This window comes from Nonomuraea sp. NPDC004186, from assembly GCF_053603495.1.
Map to the genome: position 1 here is coordinate 1 of NZ_JBSGFQ010000086.1, position 18,039 is coordinate 18,039.

Consider the following 18,039-nt stretch of genomic DNA (forward strand, 5'->3'; position numbering starts at 1 on the left):
CCGCCTCCGCTGTCGGAGTAGGCCTCGTTGACCACGTCCCAGGCGTAGATCTTGCCCTTGTAGTGGGCCATGACGCCGTTGATGTGGTCGATCATGGCCTGGCGCAGCGTGCTGCCGGACAGGGACTGCATCCAGCCGGGCTGCTGGGAGTGCCAGGCCAGGGTGTGGCCGCGGACCCGCTTGCCGTTCTGCACGGCCCAGTTGTAGACGCGGTCGCCGTTGGTGAAGTTGAACTGGCCCCGGTTCGGCTCGGTGGCGTCGATCTTCATCTCGTTCTCGGCCGTCACCATGTTGAACTCGCGGGCGGCGATGGTGGTGTACTGCGAGTCGCCGAGCCTGCCCGCGCTGATGGCGGCGCCGAAGTACCGGCCGCTCTGCGCGGCGGCCGCGCCGAGCGTGCTCGCCGCCGCACCGGCCGGCGTGATCGGTACGGTCACCGCGGTGACCACGGCGATAGCGCCGACGGCGGCGGCGATCAGAACCCGCGGGCGCCTGAGGGGCCGCGGCGGAAGTTTGGCTGTGTCGCCCATGACTGAGTGCTCCAGACTGAATCACGGAAAAGCGGACACGCGGGGTCATCCCCACGCGATCGACGCCGCGTCCCGTGATCGGGGAACGCACACCACCAGGGCATCGTGAACGCGGTCCTCGCCGCGCACCACCACATGGCGGGAGGAAGCCTTCTCGGACACCCAGTCTGGAAACCGCTCCGAAAGTTGTCAAGTAACGGCGAAAGTTTCAGAGTGGCGCTCTCGCCGTCACGTCAGGCGTCCCCTGATAACGCCTGATGAGCCGCACGCGCGTCCGTCGCCCCGCCGCGGGCGCGAGGTGCCCTCCTTGACGTCGCCTCTTCGTCTCGTATTGGCTCGACCTGCCACCACAGCCATCTGACAGAGAAGGAAACGCGACAGGGAAGAAGACATGTGAGCGCTAACAGCCGGCCCGGGGCCACCACCCGGCGGCCATGGCGCGGGGCGGTCCGGCGGACAGACACCACGTCCCTGGAGCCGCCCCTCTCGGAGAGTCGCCGATGAGGAGGTACGCCGAGGCAAGGCGCCGCCGTAATATCCAGCGCCTGGTCACCTGGCCAAGTGGGCTCTGTCAAGATCCTGAACCGCCGAACGATGTTCCGGAGTGTCGGCCAATCTCTCTATTAACACGGTGCTCTTGCTGGGTGACGGTGAGCGCGTAAAGATCCCCATGCAAGGAGGTCGCCATGATCCGCGCACTCAACAAGCTGGGAGACCGCCTCCTCGACAAGTTCCTGCCGTCGGCCAACGCTTCGGCCGCGTGCTGGACCGACTGGTGCTGCCAGGGCAAGTTCTGCCGGACCTGCTGCTACCACGACTCCACCGGCACGACCAGCTGCGGCAGCTTCGACTACTGCTGACGCCCTACCGACAGCCCCCAGGACAGTGCGGGCCGACACCGGGCCGGCACCGTCCTGGTGGGTTTTCCGTGCTTCGCCGCCCACCCCTGAGGAGCTCGCATGCCGTATCTCGTGGCCGCCGTCGTCGTTGTCGGATTGCTGTGCCTGGTGGATCTGGTGCTGACCCTGGCGGTGATCCGCCGGCTGCGCGTGCACACGCTGCGGCTGGCCGAGCTGGCGCCGACGGGTGCCCCGATGGTGCAGCCGGGAACGACGCTCGGCGATTTCAGCGCGACCGCCCTCGGCGGCGAGACCGTGTCGCGCGCGTTCTTCTCGGGGCCCTCCGTGGTGGCGGTGTTCTCCACCGAATGCGCGTCCTGCCACGAGCGGCTGCCGGAGTTCGCGTCCTACCTGGCCGACACCCGTCCCGAACGCGTGCTGGCCGTGGTCACGGGCGACCCCGACGAGGCCCGGCTGTTCACCGGTGAGCTGACCTCGGCCACCGTCGTGGTCGAGCCGATGGGCGGCCCGGTGAGCAGGGCGTTGCAGGTCTCCCGGTTCCCCAGCTTCTACCTGGTCGACGGGGACGGGGTGGTCGTCGCGGCCGACACCGCCCCGGGCAGGCTGCCGGCGGCCACGCGCCGATGACCTCTCCTGCCGGGCACGGCGGCGCCACGCCGCGACGGCGCTTTCGCGCGGCCGCGGCGTCGGCCTGGCGGGCGCACCCGGCCGCCGTCCTGGCATCCGGGATCACGGTGCTGCTCATGGGCCTGGTCCCGGTGGTCACCGCGTGGCTGACCAAGCTCGTGCTCGACGGGCTGGCGGCCGGGGCGGGCCTTGCCGAGCTGCTCCCGTACGGCGTGGCTCTCGGCGTGACCGGCCTGGCGGGCGCGGCCCTGCCCGCGGCCGCGGAGTACGCCCAGGAGCAGCTGCGCCGCGCGCTCCAGGTGCTGATCCAGGACCGGCTCTTCCAGGCCGTCAACGCACACCCGGGGCTGAGCCGATTCGAGAACCCGGCCTTCCACGACCGGGTACGGCTGGCGCAGGACGCCGGCCAGAACGCGCCGCAGCGGATCGTCCGCTCCTCCCTGGGCATCGCCCAGGGAGCCGTCACCCTCGCCGGGTTCACCGCGGCGCTGGCCGTGCTGGCGCCGGGGATGATCCTCGTCGTGGCGCTCTCCGCGCTCCCCTCGGTCCGCGCCCAGCTCGACCTGTCCCGGCGCCGCGCCGGGATGATGTGGGGCGTCAGCTCGAGGACCCGGCGGCAGATCTTCTTCGCCGGCCTGCTCACCAGCCCCGACGCGGCCAAGGAGATCCGGCTGTTCGGCCTCGGCGACTTCCTGCGCGCCAGGATGCTGGGCGAGCTGCGCGCGGTCAACGCCGCCGAGCAGGGGCTCGCCCGCAGGACACTGCGTACCCAGGGGACGCTGTCGCTGCTCGGGGCGGCCGTCGCCGCGCTCGGCCTGCTCTGGGCGATCAGCGGCGCCGCGTCGGGCACGCTGAGCGTCGGCGACGTCGCCGTGTTCGTCGCGGCCGTCGCCGGGGTGCAGTCCGCGCTCGCTTCGATCGTCGGCCAGTCCGCCGACGCGCACAACGCGCTGCTGATGTTCGGGCACTACCTCGACGTCGTCGCCGACGCGCCGGACCTGCCCGTCCCGCGGCGTCCGCGCCCCGTCCCCGCGCTGCGCCAGGGCATCGAGGTGCGCGACGTGTGGTTCCGGTACGACGACGCGCATCCGTGGGTGCTGCGCGGAATCGACCTGTTCATCCCGCGCGGCGGCTCCCTCGCCCTGGTCGGGCTGAACGGCGTGGGCAAGAGCACCCTGGTCAAGCTGATCTGCCGGCTGTACGACCCGGTACGCGGGTCCATCCGCTGGGACGGCGCCGACCTGCGGGAGATGGACCCCGCCGAGCTGCGCGGCCGCATCGGCGCGGTGTTCCAGGACTACATGTCGTACGACCTGACCGCGGCCGAGAACATCGGGCTCGGCGACGTCGCGGCGCTCGACGACCGGGACCGGGTCGAGGCCGCCGCCAGGCTGGCCGGTGTCCACGAGACGGTCGCCGGGCTGCCGCGGGGCTACGACACGCTGCTGAGCCGGATCTTCTTCGGCGACCGGGACGACCCTCAGGCCGGAGTGGTGCTGTCCGGCGGGCAGTGGCAGCGTCTCGCGCTGGCCCGCGCCCTGATGCGGAAGGGGCGGGACCTGCTCGTGCTCGACGAGCCGAGCTCCGGCCTGGACGCGCAGGCCGAGCACGCCATCCACCAGAGCCTGCGCCGCCACCGCGCCGGGCGGACCAGCCTGCTGATCTCGCACCGGCTCGGGGCGGTGCGGGAAGCGGACGTGATCGTCGTGCTCGCCGAGGGGCGGATCGCCGAGCGCGGCTCGCACGCGGAGCTGATGGCGCTGGGAGGGGAGTACGCGGGGCTGTTCACCCTGCAGGCGCAGGGCTACGAGCCGACGGAGTCGGAGGAGGGGGCGAGCCGGCGGACGACGACGCCGAGCACGCGGTCGAACGGCACGTAACCCCATGCCCGCGAGTCCTCGCTGACCGGCCCGTCACCGAGGACGACCAGCCGGCGTGCCGGCACCGTGTCGCCCGGCGACGCCTCCACCCGGGCCATGACCTGGGCGGGCACCGGGTCGCCCGGCACGGCCACCGCGCGCTTGATGAACCACATGGCCGCCCCCGGCCGAGGCAGCGGCCCCTTACGCCACTTCCCCCCGGGCAGCGCGGTCTGCAGCACCACGACCTGGCCGCGCCTGACACCCGAGCCCGTGGTCCTGCGGACGAGCACCCGGTCGCCCGTGCGGTAGGTCGGCAGCATGCTCGCCCCGCTGATCCGTACGACGACGAACCGTCGCCGGGCGACGGCCAGAGCGGCGGCCAGGGCCGCGATCGGGGCCAGCAGGATCATGACGCGCCGCACGGCGCCCTCCAAAGTCGATCACCATGGGTGGACTGCCGACACTAATGCCCGATCGCCTCCGCTGGGGCGGGGGTTCGGCGCACCCGTACCGCCGGCACGATCAGGACGACGGGGAGGAGCGTGACCGGATCCGCAGACTTGCGGAGGCGAGGCGGCCCGCTTCAGCGGACGAGCAGATGGACGAGGGCGACCCCGCCGACGGCCACGATCAGGAAGCGTAGCGTCGCAGGGCTGAAGCGGCGGCCCGCCTCGGCGCCGAGCCGGCCGCCGAGGGCGGAGCCGGTCGCGATGAGCGCGACGGCCGTCCAGTCGTAGTCCGCGACGAACAGGAAGAGGAGCGCGGCTGCGGCGTTGACCACGGCGACCAGGACGTTCTTGGCGGCGTTGAGGCGCTGGGGCGTCTCGTCGAGGAGCATGCCCATGAGGGACATGTAGATGATCCCCTGGGCGGCGGCGAAGTAGCCGCCGTAGACGCCGGCGAGCAGCAGCCCGGCGAAGAGCCCGCGACCGGGCGTTTCACGGTGGCGGCGGCGCAGGTACGTGTTGATGCGGGGCTGCAGGATGACCAGGACGAGGGCCAGGGCCACCAGGACGGGGACGATCCGCTCGAACGCCGCGGCCGGCAGGGTCAGCAGGAGCACGGCGCCGCACAGGCCGCCGAGCAGGGCGGCGACGCTCAGTTTCAGCAGGCGCCGGGACTGGCCGCGGAGCTCTCGGCGGTACCCGATGGCTCCGCTGATGGAGCCGGGGATCAGGCCGAGCGCGTTGGTGACCGTGGCGGTGACGGGTGGGAGGCCGATGGCGAGCAGTACGGGGAAGGTGATGAGGGTTCCGGAGCCGACGACGGTGTTGAGTGCGCCGGCGCAGATGCTCGTCACGAAGACGGCGAGCATCTCCCAGGGGGTCACGACGTTCCCGACGGACAGCGGTCAGGGGAGGCGCTGCTCATGGCCGGCGGGGTCGTCGTCATGCGGCCGACGTTAGACGGGAAAAGCTTCGATGCCCGGCGAAGTGTCGGCGCTCACAGGGGGCGAGCGGCTATCGGGTGGCGTCGGCGTGGTGGGCGAGGGTGGCGATGCGGGAGGCGAGGTCGGGCCAGAGCGGCCTGGGCAGGTCGTGGCCCATGCCGTCGATCATCACCAGCTCCGCGCCCGGGATGGCGGCGGCGGTCGCGCGGCCGCCGCTCGGGTCGCACATGGCGTCCTCGGCGCCGTGGATCACCAGCGTGGGGACGTCGACGGAGCGGAGCCGGGAGGTGCGGTCGCCCGAGGCGACGACCGCGACGGCCTGGCGGGCGACGGCGACCCGGTCGTGGTCGCGGTCGTACGAGAGGCCGGCGCGTTCGCGCAGCGCGGCCTCGTCGAACGCGAAACCGGGCGAGCCGGCCAGGCGGAAGATCAGGACCGACCGCTCGACCGCCTCCTCGCGGGTCGTCGGCGGCGGCCCCGCGAACGCGGCCATCGCCTCGGGCCGGGCCTGGCCCACGGACGGGTCGCCCGTGGTGGACATCATCGACGTCAGCGACCGGACCCGGCCGGGATGCTCGATCGCGATCGTCTGGGCGATCATCCCGCCCATCGAGGCGCCGACCACGTGGGCGCTGTCCAGGCCGAGCGCGTCGAGCAGGCCGACGGTGTCGGCCGCCATGTCGGAGAGCGTGTAGGAGGCCGAGGACGCGTCGCCCGCGAGCGCCGCCGGCAGGTCGGGCGGCGGCGCGTCGTGGAGGTGCGTGGACAGGCCGGAGTCGCGGTTGTCGAACCGGACGACGTGCAGGCCGCGGTCGACGAGCTCCGCGCAGAGGCCGTCCGGCCAGTTGATCAGCTGCCCGGCGAGGCCCATCACCAGCAGCACGGGCGGGGCCTGGGGGTCGCCGAGGCGCTCGTACGCGACCTCGATGCCCGACGGACCGACGTTCGACGCCTTCTCAACGGTCACCGATGAATCATTCCCCGGCGCTCCCGGTCGATGCGGCCGGAGACGGCGGGGAGCAGGCCGCGGGGCAGGAAGAGCACGACCAGGATGAGGACGAGCGCGTACACGGCGTACGACAGCACGCCGGGCGCGTACGACGGCATCCCCGGCAGCGCGGCCAGGCTGTTCAGCCCCTGCACGAGCAGCGTGATCGCGGTCGCGCCGACCACGGCGCCCCAGATCGTGCCCAGCCCTCCGACCACGGCCATCACGATGTACTGGATCGAGATGAGCACGGGGAACGAGCCCGGCGCCACGTACCCCGTGTAGAAGCAGTAGATCCCGCCCGCGAGCCCCGCGAACGCCGCCGACAGCGCGAACACCACCAGCTTGTACCGCCCGACCGGGATCCCCGAGGACGCGGCGGCGGTCTCGCTGGTGGCCAGCGCGCGCAGGGCGCGGCCCGGCCGCGAGGTGATCACGTTCCGGGTCACCAGCATCACCAGCGCCAGCCCGATCCAGGTCAGGTACGCGTACGCGGACGCGCCGCCCGCCTCGAACGACCCCACCGAGAACTGCGGGATGGCCTGCAGCCCGATGTCCCCGCCGGTGACCTCCAGCTGCCCGGCCAGCGAGAGCAGGATGAGCTGCATGGCCAGCGTCGCGAACGCCAGATGGTGCCCGCGCAGCCGCAGCAGCGGCACGCCGATCACCAGCGCCGCCGCGGCCGCCACCACGGGTGCGGCGATCAGCCCGGCCAGGGGCGGCACGCCGTGCAGGGACAGCAGCGCGGCGGTGTAGGCGCCGACGGCGTAGAAGGCGCCCTGGCCCAGCGACACCTGCCCGGCGTAGCCCATCAGCAGCGACACCCCGACGGTGACCATCGCGGCCAGCCCGAGCAGGATGTACACGGCCAGCGCGCTGTCGTCGAGCACCGCGGGCAGGGCCAGGGTCACGGCCGCGACCAGCAGCCCGGCCACCAGGCGGATCATGTCTGCTCCTGGGAGATGGCCGAGCGCCGGCTCGCCTGTACGATCATGACGACGATCATGAGACCCAGCGCCACCTCCAGCTGGTGCGATCCGTAGCCGTACCCGGCGGCCATGGTCTCGGCCACGCCCAGCAGCAGCGCTCCGGCCAGCGTGATCATGGGCCGGGTGAGCGCGCCGAAGACGGCCGCGGCGAAGGCGTTCACGATGAGCGTGACGTCGGTGTCGAACGAGATCGGCCGCAGCGGCGTCACCAGCACCCCGGCGATCCCGCCGAGCAGCCCGCCCAGCGCGAACGCCAGCAGCCCCATCAGCCGCGTGTCGATCCCGACCACGCGGGCGGCGTACGGATTGGAGGCGCACGCTGTCAGCGCCTTGCCCAGGTAGGTGCGCCCGAAGAAGAGCGCCAGCAGCGCGAACGCGGCCGCCGTCACGCCGATGACCAGCAGGTGCTGCGTCTGGACGCGCGCGCCCGCCAGCGTCACCGAGCCCGCCAGGCCGGGCGCCGAGCGCGGCTGGTCGCCCCACAGGACGATCTCGACGGCGTACGCGAGCACGCCCACGCCGAGCGTCACGATCAGGGACGACAGCGGCGTGGTGCCGCGCCGGCCGATGGCGGCCAGGCCGGTCAGCAGCCCCGCCAGCGCCGCGACCAGGACGGCGGCCAGCTCGCTCAGCCCGTGCGGGAACCCGAGCCCGAGCAGCGACGACGCGCACAGCCCGGCCACGACCGCGAACGTGCCCTGCGCGAAGTTCACCACGCCCGTGACCCGGTGGATCACGACCAGGCCGCTGGCGATGAGCGCGACCGCGCACCCGACCGCGAGCCCGTTCAGCAGGTACGTGAGGAAGGCGCTCATGTGATCGCCCCGCCCAGGTACGCGCTGGCGACCCGAGGGTCGCCGGCCAGCTCCGCGCACTCGCCCTCGGCCACGATCCGGCCGGACTCCAGCACGTACGCCCGCCCGCAAAGGTCGAACGCCAGCCGCGCGTTCTGCTCGATGAGCAGCACGGTCAGCCCCTGCTCCCGGTTCAGCTCGGCGAGGTGGCCGGCCAGGTCGGCGGTCACGTTCGGGGCCAGGCCCAGGGAGAGCTCGTCCACCACGAGCACCTCGGGCCGTGACATCAGGGCCCGCCCGAACGCCACCATCTGCTGCTCGCCTCCCGACAGCACCCCGGCCTGCCGCCCGGCCAGCTCCGCCAGCCGGGGGAGCAGGTCGTACACGGACGAGGGATCCCGCAGACCCGACCGCCACCCGCCCAGGGCCAGGTTGTCGGCGACCGACAGGTCCGGGAAGAGCTGGCGGCCCTCCGGGATGAGCGCCAGCCTGCCCCCGATCCCGACCGTGCCCGCGGCGGGCCGGAGCAGCCCGGCGAGGGTGTTGGCCAGCGTGGACTTGCCCGCGCCGTTCGGGCCGAGCAGGGCGACCATCTCGCCCCGCCCGACCGTGAGCGTGACGTGGTCGAGCGCGGTCGCGGTGCCGTACGAGACGATCAGGTCCTTGACGTCGATCATGCGGTCTGCCCGAGGTAGGCGGCGAGCACCAGCGGATCGGCCCGCACCTCGGCGGGCGAGCCGTCGGCGATGACCCGGCCCAGGTCGAGCACCACCACGCGGTCGGCCAGCCGGGTCACGAACGCGACGTCGTGCTCCACGAGCAGGATCGTCAGCCCGTCCGCGCGCAGCTCCTCCACCAGCGCCGCGAGCCGCTCGCGCTCCTGGCCGCGCAGCCCCGAGGCGGGCTCGTCGAGCAGCAGCAGCCGGGGCCGGGCGCACAGGGCGCGGGCGAGCTGGAGCGCCCGCTGCTGCCCGATGGGCAGCAGGTCGGCGGGCCGGTCCGCCCACTCGGCCAGCCCCACGCGGCTCAGCACGGCATCCGCCTCGGCGGTGATCTCGCGCTCGTCGCGCCGGTGCCGCGGCAGCCGCAGCGCCGCCGACACGAACCCCGCACCAGTACGGCCGTGCATCCCGACCATGACGTTCTCCCTGACCGTCATGCCGCGGAACACCCTGGCCGCCTGGAACACGATCGACATGCCGAGCCTGGCCCGCCGGTGCGGCGCGAGCCGGTCCACCCGGTGCCCGCGGAACGAGATCTGGCCGTGGTCGGCCGCCAGATGCCCGGTGATGAGGTTGAACAGCGTGGACTTGCCCGCCCCGTTCGGCCCGATGACGCCGCAGACTTCGCCGTCCGCGACGGCCAGGGACACGTCGCGGACGGCGTAGACGCCCCCGAAGGAGCGGGAGAGCCCGGTGACCGTCAGCACCCGCTACCCCGCGCCGACGGTCTTGGTGAGCTGCTCCTTGGCCCAGTCGGTCGGAACGAATTTCCCGTTCTGCACCGTGTTGACCGAGATGAACTCGGGGGAGAGCCCGGAGTGGTCGGTGGGGGAGTAGCGGAAGCGGCCGTTGGGCGTGACCAGGTCCATGCTCTCCAGGGCCTGCTGCACCTTGGCCTTGTCGGTGCTGTTCGCCTTCCTGATCGCCTCGAAGAGCAGCAGGCTCGCGCTGTAGCCGTCCTGCGCGAACTGCGGTGGCGGATAGCCGTGTTTCTGCTGGTACGGCTTGGCCATCTGCTCGATGACCTGCTTCTGCTTGCCGTCGGGCAGATATTCGCCGACGACGCCGATGGCGCTCTGCACCGTCATGCCCTCGGCCGCGCCGCCCATCGGCTCCAGCCACAGCTTGCTGGCCTGCGACGCGGTCAGGAACAGCGGCGTCTTGAGCCCCGAGGCCACGTACTGCTTGGCCGCCGTCACGCCGGGCGCGCCCGAGCCCCAGAACACCAGCGCCTCGGCGGCGGAGTCGCGCACGTGGGTGAAGAGGGGGCTGAAGTCGGAGGTGGTCGTCTCGTACGGCTCGTCCACGGCGACCTTCACGCCGTACTTGGACGCGAGCGCGATCATCGACTTGTGGCCGGAGACCGAATAGGCGCTCTTGGAGTCCCAGGCCACGGCGATCGTCTTGATGCCCTTGGCCTGGATGTACTGCAGGTAGCGCTCGGCGTACATACCGGACAGGGCGGGGGTGACGAAGATGTACGACTTGATCGGCTCGACCTGCTCCTGGGCGGGGGCCAGCGACAGGTACGGCATCTTGTCACGCTGCGCGAGCGGCTCGACCGCCAGCGCCGAGTTGGAGAACACCGGGCCGATCAGCACGTCGATGTCGCCCTTGATCTGGTTGTAGGCCACGATGCCCTGGTCGGGGGCGGTCTTGTCGTCGCGCGCGACCAGCTCCACCTTGCGGCCGAGCAGCCCGCCCTGCCCGTTGACCTGCTCGACGGCCAGCTCGACGGCCTTCTTGTCCTCGCTGCCCAGCGGCGTGTAGTTGCCGGTGAGGGAGACGATGAGGCCGACCTTGATCGGGTCTTGAGCACCGCCGCCTGAATCACCGCCGCAGGCGGTCGCGGCCAACGCGAGACAAACCAGAGACGGGAGCAGCCTGCGCATCAGGACCCTCCAAGCCGGGATGTGGCCCTGAATGTAGGCAGATATATTACGGGTGTCAAGAGAATGCCCAAGATGCGGGGAGGGCTGAGATGCGGCCTCAGTCGGTGATTCTGACGTTCCTCGGCGATCACGTGTACGGCCGCGGGATCTGCGTGTCCTCGGGCAGCTTCATCGAGGCGTTCGCCAAGGTCGGGATCTCGGAGGAGGCGACGCGTTCGACGCTGACCCGGATGGTCCGCCGCGGCCTGCTGCGCCGCCAGCGCTCGGGCCGCCGCATGTACTTCGGCCTCACCCCGACGAGCACCGAGGTGCTCAAGGACGGCGAGCGGCGCATCTGGCACAGCGGCGTCGTCAACGACGCGGACGAGGACCGCTGGACGCTGATCGGCTTCTCGCTGCCCGAGTCCTGGCAGCGGGAGCGGCACGAGCTGCGCTCGCGGCTGGTCTGGGCCGGGTTCGGGCCGCTGCAGAACGGCCTGTGGATCGCTCCCGGCGACGTGGACGCCGCCCACGTGATCGAGGACCTCGGCGCGAACGTGAAGGTCTTCTCCGCCGAACCCCGGCACCCCACCGACATGCAGGCGCTGGTCGGTGACGCCTACGACCTGTCGGGCCTGGGCGAGCGCTACCGGGAGTTCCTGCGCCGCTGGGACCGGGCCGACCCGGCGGCGGACGCGCCCGACGACCTGGCGCGCTCGCTGACGCTGCTGACCGGCTGGCTGCAGATCATCAGGGCCGATCCGCGGCTGCCGCTGCGGTACCTGCCGCACGACTGGCCGGCGGAGAAGGCCCAGCGGGTGTGCCACACGCTGCACGAGCGGTTCAGGCCGGAGGCGGGGCGGATCGCGGAGCGGCTCCTCGACGTTGTGCCGGATGAAACTTGGGCAGAACGGTGACAGCCATCGCCCAGTGGCCTAACTTGATGGCTTGAGCGTCAAGGAGCGCCGATGCGGAATCAGGGGATTGGCTCATGGCCCGCACGCCGGGCCCGCATGACGCCCGAACGGGTGGCGGTGACGTACCGGGGACATGACCGCACGTACCGTGAGCTGAGCGAGCGGACGTACCGGCTGGCCTCGGCGCTCGGCGTGGGGCGCGGCGAGCGGGTCGCCTTCCTCGGGGTCAACCAGCCCGCGCTGGTGGAGACGTTCTTCGCGGCGGGGCTGGTGGGGGCCGTGTTCGTGCCGCTCAACGCCCGGCTGGCCCGGCCGGAGCTGCGCTACATCCTGGAGGACGCGCAGGCGTCGGTCCTCGTGCTGGGCGAGGAGCAGGACGGCGAGGGGCTGCCGGGGCGGCACGTCACCGACTATGAGGCGCTGCTCGCCTCCGGCTCGCCCGAGCCGATCGACGAGCCGGTGCGCCAGGACGACGTGTGCCTGATCATGTACACGTCCGGGACGACGGGACGCCCCAAGGGGGCCATGCTCACCCACGCCAACCTGACCTGGAACACCTTCAACCTGCTGGTCGACGTGCCGCTCGCGCACGACGAGGTCACGCTGGTCAGCGCGCCGCTGTTCCACATCGCGGCGCTGGCCCAGACGCTGGTGCCGACCGTGCTCAAGGGCGGCCGGGTCATCCTGGAGCCCTCCTTCGACGTGGACCGGACGTTCGACCTGATCGAGGCGGAGCGGGTGACGGTGATGTTCGGGGTGCCGTCGATGTTCGGCTTCCTCACGCGGTCGCCGCGCTGGGCGGGCGCGGACCTGTCGAGCCTGCGGCACCTGCTGTGCGGGGGAGCGCCGGTGCCCGAGCCGCTGATCCGGATTTATCAGGATCGGGGGCTGACGTTCCTGCAGGGGTACGGCATGACCGAGACGGCGCCCGGCGCTCTCTTCCTCGGGGCCGAGCACTCGATCGCCAAGGCGGGCTCGGCCGGGGTGCCGTGCTTCTTCTCCGACGTACGGCTGGTCGCGCCCGACGGCTCCCCGGCGGGTCCCGGTGAGCCGGGCGAGGTGTACGTACAGGGGCCCAACGTCATGACCGGCTACTGGCGGCGGCCGGAGGAGACCGCGAAGGTGCTGTCGGCGGACGGCTGGTTCCGCTCGGGCGACGTCGGCGTCGCCGACGAGGACGGCTACGTGCGCATCTCCGACCGCCTCAAGGACGTGATCATCTCCGGTGGCGAGAACATCTATCCCGCCGAGGTGGAGAGCGTCCTGTTCGGGCACGAGGCGGTCGCCGAGTGCGCGGTGATCGGCGTGCCGGACGACATGTGGGGCGAGGTGGGCAAGGCGCTGGTCGTGCCGGCCCCGGACGCCGCGATCGAGCCCGATGAGCTGCTGGCGTACCTGGACGGCCGCCTGGCCCGCTTCAAGATCCCGAAATATCTGCAATTCGTCCCTGAGCTGCCGAAGAACGCGGCGGGCAAGCTGCTCAAAGCCCACCTCAGACAGCTCTACGGGCACAACCTTGACGACCAGAGGAGATGATCTTCGATGCGCACCTCGCCACCGTTCCGCGCGGACCACGTCGGCAGCCTGCTCCGCCCGCCCGCGCTGCTCCGCGCCCGCGAGACCCTCACGGGCGACGCGCTGCGGGAGGCCGAGGACGAGGCCATCAGGGAGGTGGTACGCCGCCAGGAGGAGGTCGGGCTGCAGAGCGCCACCGACGGCGAGTTCCGGCGGGCCTCGTGGCACATGGACTTCATCTACCGGCTCGGCGGCATCGGCCAGGCCAGTGACGAGCACATCACGGTGCGCTTCCACAGCGAGCAGGGGGACATCGAGTTCACCCCGGCGGCGCTGCGCGTGCACGAGCGGATCCGGCTGAACGAGCCGATCTTCGCCGACGACTTCACGTTCCTGCGCGACACCGTCACCAGCCGTAACAGCGGGGTCGTGCCGAAGCTGACCATCCCCTCGCCGAGCATGGTCCACTACCGGGGTGGTCCGGCCGCCATCGACCCCGAGGTCTACCCGGACGTGGAGGAGTTCTGGCGGGACCTGAGCGCGGCCTACGCCGAGCAGGTGCGCAGGATCGGCGCGCTGGGGTGCACGTACCTGCAGTTCGACGACACGAGCCTGGCGTACCTGAACGACCCGGCCCAGCGGGCGGAGCTGAGCTCGCGCGGGGACGACGCCGAGCACATGCACCTGCGCTACATCAAGCAGATCAACGCCGCCCTGGCCGCCAAGCCCGCCGGGATGACGATCACCACCCACATGTGCCGGGGGAACTTCCGCTCCTCCTGGGCCGCCTCGGGCGGGTACGACTTCGTGGCGGAGGCGCTGTTCGGCGAGCTGAAGGTGGACGGGTTCTTCCTGGAGTTCGACGACGAGCGGTCCGGGGGCTTCGAGCCGCTGCGTTTCGTGCCGCCGGGGAAGATGGTGGTGCTGGGGCTGGTCACGACCAAGCGGGGCGAGCTGGAGTCGAAGGACACGCTCAAGCGGCGGATCGACGAGGCCGCCAAGTTCGTCGACCTCGACCAGATCTGCCTGTCGCCGCAGTGCGGGTTCTCCTCGACGGTGGAGGGCAACCAGCTCACGGCCGACGAGCAGTTCGCCAAGCTCCGCCTGATCGTCGAGACGGCCCAGGAGGTCTGGGGCTAGCCCCCACCCGCCCCCAGCAGCGCTTCACGCGTGGGGGCGAACGTGACGACCGAACCCGTGCGGCGGGCCTGCTCGGCGGCCCACACCACGCGATGGGTCATGAGGCTCTCGAACGCGTCCGAGCGCAGCGGCGACGGGTCGCCCGAGGCGACGGCGGCGAGGAAGGCGTCCACCAGGCCCTCGTCCCCGCCGCCGTGCCCGTCCGCCGCCGAGGCCCCCGCCGAAGCTTCCCGCGCGTCCGCGTGGGCGGCGGTCGTGTCGACGATTTCCTCCTCGCCCGTGCGGAAGTCCACCACGCGCAGGGTGCGGCCGTCGCCGTCGACGTAGCCGTGGGTGCCGAACAACCGCGTCCGCCGGTCCTCCATCGGCGTGAACGCGCTCATCGTGAACGAGCACGTCGCCCCGTCGTCGAACTCCATCACCACCTCCTGGTGATCGACCACGTCGTTGTCGCACGCGTACACGCACCGCCCGTACGGCCCCACCCGGAGCGCCTCCAGCACGGCCTCCCGCGTGCGCCCGGGCGTGACGGCCGACAGCGGCCAGAACTCGCTCGACGGGTCCCCGAGGCACCCGAGATAGAGCCGCGGCGCCGAGTACGGGCAGGACGGCTCCAGGGGGCAGTCCACGCACCGGTCCGCGGCCGACGCGGGTCGGTCCTCGGCGCGGAAGTGGGACAGGGAGCCGAACGACGACACCCGCGCGGGCGGCCGGCCGAAGAGGTGCACGAGCCAGTCGATGTCGTGGCACGCCTTGGCCAGGAGCATCGGCGCCGAGGTGTCCTGGCGGCGCCAGTGGCCGCGGACGAAGGAGTGCGCCTGGTGCCACCACCCCACCGGCTCGAGGTGCTGGGCGCTGATCAGCCGCCCGATCCGGCCGGAGTCGAGCAGGTCCCGCACGGCCCGCGTGTAAGGCGTGTACCGCAGCACGTGGCACACGGCCAGCATGATCCCGTTGCGCCTGGCGGCCTCGGCGATCCGTGCCGCCTCCCGCTCGTCCGGCGCCATCGGCTTCTCCAGGAGAATGTGGTAACCGAGGTCCGCCAGCGCCACTGCGGGGTCGGTGTGCAGCTGGTCCTGCGTGGCGATGACGACCGCGTCGGCCAGCCGATCCGCCGCCGCCAGCTCCTTCCACCCGGGGAACGCCGACCCGGCCGGGACGCCGAACTCCGCCGCGAACGCGGCGCGGCGCCGCGGGTCGGGCTCCGCGACCGCCACCACCCGCCCCGCGCCCGTGGCGTGCGCGTGGCGGGCGTAGGTCAGCCCTCGCAGGCCGCCGCCGACGACGGCTAGAGTCACCTCAGTCATGGAACCTTCCCGGCGAAATATCATGGAGACCATCATTATTAGGAGTCGGCTGGCTGACGGCAAGGGGCGTCCATGGGCGAGGATCTGAGCGGCGGTGACCTGTCGCGGCTCAGGCAGCTCAACGCGCTCGCCGTGATCAAGGCGCTGCGGGGCGGGCCCTCGCTCACGCTCACCGAGGTCGCCAAGCGCACCGGCCTGTCGCGCGCGTCCGCCGAGGACGTGGTCCGCGAGCTGCTGCAGAAGGGCTGGGTGGCGGAGGCGGGCGCCACCGCGGGCAGCGTGGGCCGCCCGGCCAGGCGCTACCGCTTCAGGGCGGACGCGGGGCGGGTGCTCGGCGTCGACATCGGCGGCCACAAGATCCGCGCCGTCGTCGCCGACCTCGACGGGAACGTCGGCGACCGGGCCGCCGTCCCGGTGACGCCGGAGATGGGCAGGCCGGAGCGGCTGGAGGCGGTGGACGCCGCGGTGGCCGCGTGCCTGGAGGGCGCCGGCCTGGCCGCGGGCGACGTCTGGGCCGCCGGCGTCGGCACGACGGGCCTGGTGGACGGCGCGGGCCGGGTGATGCTGTCGGAGGCGCTGCCCGAGTGGACCGGCGTCGACCTGGCCGCCCACGTGCGCCGACTGGTCCCCGGCCCCGTCCTGGTCGAGAACGACAGCAAGCTCGCCGCCAGGGCCGAGTGCTGGCGCGGCGTGGCCCGCTACGCCAAGGACATGGTGTTCCTGCTGGCCGGGCTCCGCACCGGCGCCGGCCTGGTCATCGACGGCAAGGTGCACCGGGGCTTCGCCAACGCCTCGGGCGAGATCGGCGCGCTGCCCGCGCTCGGCTGGATCCGCGCCCAGGAGCACCTCAAGGCCGCCAGCGGTGAGGCGGGCGACGTGTTCGCGGCGGCCCGGGCGGGCGAGCGGGCGGCCGTCACGGCCGTGCGCCGCTACGTCAGGGACCTGGCGCTCGGCGTGTCCGCCCTGGTCCTGGCGCTGGACCCGCAGATGGTCGTGGTCGGCGGCGGCTACTCCCGCTCGGCCGACGTGCTCATCGAGCCGCTCAAGCGCGAGCTGGACCGCTGGTGCATCCGCACGCCCGAGGTTCTCATGTCCGCGCTGGGCGACGAGGCCGTGGTGCTCGGCGCCGTACGGATCGCGCTCGACGACGTCGAGGACCGCCTGCTCGACGGCCGCACCCCGCTCGTGAGCCATCTGTAACAAAGGAGGCCCTTGAAGAAAATTTCACTGGACTCCATCATTACTCCCACGTTCTAGGAGAGGACACGGGAGATGTGGAAGTCGGCACGGAGCGGTGCGGCGCTCCTTTGCGCGGCGTTGCTGGCCTCCGCGTGCGCGGGCGGTGAGCAGGCTGGCACGGGTGCGCGGTCGCAGGAGAAGGTGACGCTGTCCTACGGCGTCTGGGACGCCACCCAGCAGGCGGTCATGCAGGAGCTGGCCGCCGAGTTCACCAAGACGCACCCCAACATCGCCGTCGACGTCCAGGTCACGCCATGGGCCGACTACTGGACCAAGCTCAAGGCGGCGGTGACCGGCGGCGCGGCCCCCGACGTCTTCTGGATGAACGGCCCCAACTTCCAGCTGTACGCCTCCAACGGCGTCATCAAGCCCATCGAGGAGCAGGTCGACAGCTCCGTCTACCCCAAGCCGCTGGTCGACCTCTACACCTACGACGGCAAGCTGTACGGCCTGCCGAAGGACATGGACACCATCGGCGTCTGGTACAACAAGACGCTCTTCGACGCCGCCAAGGTGAAATATCCGGCAGCCGACTGGACCTGGGCCGACTTCAAGGCCGCCGCCGCCAAGCTCACCGACGCCAAGAAGGGCGTCCACGCGATCGGCGCGGAGCTCACGAGCTTCCAGGAGTACCAGTACAACACCATCTACCAGGCCGGCGGCCACGTGATCTCGCCCGACGGCCGCAAGTCCGGCTACGACGACCCCAAGACCATCGAGGGCCTGCGGTTCTGGACCGACCTGATCGCCGGCGGGCAGTCGCCCGACCTCAAGACCATGACCGACACCGCCCCGATCCAGCTCTTCGAGGCCGGCAAGCTGGCGATGTACTGGGGCGGCTCCTGGGACGTGGCCGAGTTCACCAAGAACGACTACACCAAGGACAAGGTGGACGTGGCCCCGCTCCCCAAGGGCGAGAAGCAGGCCACGATCATCCACGGCGTCGCCAACGTCATGTCGGCCAAGACCGAGCACCCGGCCGAGGCGTGGGAGTTCGTCAAGTTCCTCGGCTCCAAGCCGGCCGCCGACCTGCTGGGCAAGAAGGGGCCGATCCCGGCGTACAACGGCACGCAGAGCGCGTGGGCGGCCGCCCATCCCGAGCTGAAGCTGCAGGTCTTCCTCGACGCCGTCGCGTACGCGGTGCCGTACCCCGTCTCCAAGAACACCGCCGCCTGGCAGGAGGCCGAGCTGACCCACCTCACCAAGGCGTGGACCGGCGAGGTGCCGATCGAGAAGGCGGCCGCGGACCTCGCGGCCGGGATGAACGAGCTGCTGGCCAAGGAGTGAC

Annotated in this window: 18 protein-coding genes; 8 read left to right on the forward strand and 10 right to left on the reverse strand. The window is 71.8% G+C overall.

Going from position 1 to position 18,039, the window contains the following annotated elements; all coding sequences use genetic code 11:
• A partial coding sequence (locus ACWEPL_RS46355; RefSeq protein WP_452439996.1) for an endo-1,4-beta-xylanase occupies positions 1–530 on the reverse strand: 530 nt, incomplete at its 3' end.
• Positions 531–1,216: 686 nt separating this feature from the next.
• Here ACWEPL_RS46355 and ACWEPL_RS46360 point away from each other — a divergent pair.
• The 3 genes from ACWEPL_RS46360 to ACWEPL_RS46370 all read left to right on the forward strand — a co-directional run bounded on the left by ACWEPL_RS46360 (position 1,217) and on the right by ACWEPL_RS46370 (position 3,897).
• Complete coding sequence (locus tag ACWEPL_RS46360; RefSeq protein WP_363967140.1) at positions 1,217–1,390, forward strand: hypothetical protein; 174 nt, start codon at positions 1,217–1,219, stop codon at positions 1,388–1,390.
• Between the two features lie 99 nt (positions 1,391–1,489).
• The gene (locus ACWEPL_RS46365; protein ID WP_350736651.1) at positions 1,490–2,017 is read left to right on the forward strand and encodes a TlpA family protein disulfide reductase; all 528 of its coding nucleotides are present in this window, start codon (positions 1,490–1,492) and stop codon (positions 2,015–2,017) included.
• A complete protein-coding gene (locus ACWEPL_RS46370; RefSeq protein WP_452439997.1) occupies positions 2,014–3,897 on the forward strand; it encodes an ABC transporter ATP-binding protein in 1,884 nt (627 codons plus the stop codon). The genes ACWEPL_RS46365 and ACWEPL_RS46370 overlap by 4 nt, the downstream gene beginning before the upstream one ends.
• Here the strand turns inward: ACWEPL_RS46370 and ACWEPL_RS46375 are convergent.
• The 8 genes from ACWEPL_RS46375 to ACWEPL_RS46410 form a co-directional block, all read right to left on the reverse strand.
• Positions 3,822–4,301: a S26 family signal peptidase gene (locus ACWEPL_RS46375; RefSeq protein ID WP_452439998.1), complete on the reverse strand. Its 480-nt coding sequence runs from the start codon at positions 4,299–4,301 to the stop codon at positions 3,822–3,824. The two genes, ACWEPL_RS46370 and ACWEPL_RS46375, sit on opposite strands and share 76 nt — an antisense overlap.
• 161 nt (positions 4,302–4,462) lie before the next feature.
• Positions 4,463–5,209, reverse strand: a complete 747-nt coding sequence (locus ACWEPL_RS46380) for a sulfite exporter TauE/SafE family protein (RefSeq protein ID WP_363967134.1) — start codon at positions 5,207–5,209, stop codon at positions 4,463–4,465.
• Between the two features lie 130 nt (positions 5,210–5,339).
• A complete protein-coding gene (locus tag ACWEPL_RS46385; RefSeq protein WP_452439999.1) occupies positions 5,340–6,236 on the reverse strand; it encodes an alpha/beta fold hydrolase in 897 nt (298 codons plus the stop codon).
• A complete protein-coding gene (locus ACWEPL_RS46390) occupies positions 6,233–7,204 on the reverse strand; it encodes a branched-chain amino acid ABC transporter permease (protein WP_452440000.1) in 972 nt (323 codons plus the stop codon). Before ACWEPL_RS46390 ends, ACWEPL_RS46385 begins: the two co-directional genes overlap by 4 nt.
• Complete coding sequence (locus ACWEPL_RS46395) at positions 7,201–8,061, reverse strand: branched-chain amino acid ABC transporter permease (protein WP_452440002.1); 861 nt, start codon at positions 8,059–8,061, stop codon at positions 7,201–7,203. The genes ACWEPL_RS46390 and ACWEPL_RS46395 overlap by 4 nt, the downstream gene beginning before the upstream one ends.
• Positions 8,058–8,717, reverse strand: coding sequence for an ABC transporter ATP-binding protein (locus tag ACWEPL_RS46400; RefSeq protein WP_363967128.1), 660 nt, complete (start codon positions 8,715–8,717; stop codon positions 8,058–8,060). The genes ACWEPL_RS46395 and ACWEPL_RS46400 overlap by 4 nt, the downstream gene beginning before the upstream one ends.
• The gene (locus ACWEPL_RS46405) at positions 8,714–9,469 is read right to left on the reverse strand and encodes an ABC transporter ATP-binding protein (protein WP_363967126.1); all 756 of its coding nucleotides are present in this window, start codon (positions 9,467–9,469) and stop codon (positions 8,714–8,716) included. Before ACWEPL_RS46405 ends, ACWEPL_RS46400 begins: the two co-directional genes overlap by 4 nt.
• A 3-nt stretch (positions 9,470–9,472) precedes the next feature.
• On the reverse strand, positions 9,473–10,654 hold the full coding sequence (locus ACWEPL_RS46410) for an ABC transporter substrate-binding protein (protein ID WP_363967124.1): 1,182 nt from the start codon (positions 10,652–10,654) through the stop codon (positions 9,473–9,475).
• Positions 10,655–10,758: 104 nt separating this feature from the next.
• Here ACWEPL_RS46410 and ACWEPL_RS46415 point away from each other — a divergent pair, with 104 nt between their 5' ends.
• The 3 genes from ACWEPL_RS46415 (at position 10,759) to ACWEPL_RS46425 (ending at position 14,205) form a co-directional block, all read left to right on the forward strand.
• Complete coding sequence (locus ACWEPL_RS46415; RefSeq protein WP_452440004.1) at positions 10,759–11,550, forward strand: PaaX family transcriptional regulator; 792 nt, start codon at positions 10,759–10,761, stop codon at positions 11,548–11,550.
• A 96-nt stretch (positions 11,551–11,646) separates the two neighbouring features.
• Positions 11,647–13,086 (forward strand): acyl-CoA synthetase, encoded by a 1,440-nt coding sequence (locus ACWEPL_RS46420; protein ID WP_452440006.1) that lies wholly within the window; start codon positions 11,647–11,649, stop codon positions 13,084–13,086.
• A gap of 6 nt (positions 13,087–13,092) precedes the next feature.
• On the forward strand, positions 13,093–14,205 hold the full coding sequence (locus ACWEPL_RS46425) for a 5-methyltetrahydropteroyltriglutamate--homocysteine S-methyltransferase (RefSeq protein ID WP_452440007.1): 1,113 nt from the start codon (positions 13,093–13,095) through the stop codon (positions 14,203–14,205).
• On the opposite strand, the gene ACWEPL_RS46430 is transcribed toward ACWEPL_RS46425, so the two are convergent.
• On the reverse strand, positions 14,202–15,512 hold the full coding sequence (locus ACWEPL_RS46430) for a Gfo/Idh/MocA family protein (protein WP_452440008.1): 1,311 nt from the start codon (positions 15,510–15,512) through the stop codon (positions 14,202–14,204). The two genes, ACWEPL_RS46425 and ACWEPL_RS46430, sit on opposite strands and share 4 nt — an antisense overlap.
• A gap of 72 nt (positions 15,513–15,584) precedes the next feature.
• On the opposite strand from ACWEPL_RS46430, the gene ACWEPL_RS46435 reads away from it, so the two are divergent.
• The gene (locus ACWEPL_RS46435) at positions 15,585–16,712 is read left to right on the forward strand and encodes an ROK family transcriptional regulator (RefSeq protein ID WP_452440009.1); all 1,128 of its coding nucleotides are present in this window, start codon (positions 15,585–15,587) and stop codon (positions 16,710–16,712) included.
• Positions 16,713–16,784: 72 nt separating this feature from the next.
• On the forward strand, positions 16,785–18,038 hold the full coding sequence (locus ACWEPL_RS46440) for an ABC transporter substrate-binding protein (RefSeq protein ID WP_355201428.1): 1,254 nt from the start codon (positions 16,785–16,787) through the stop codon (positions 18,036–18,038).
• The last annotated feature ends 1 nt before the right edge of the window (position 18,039 follow it).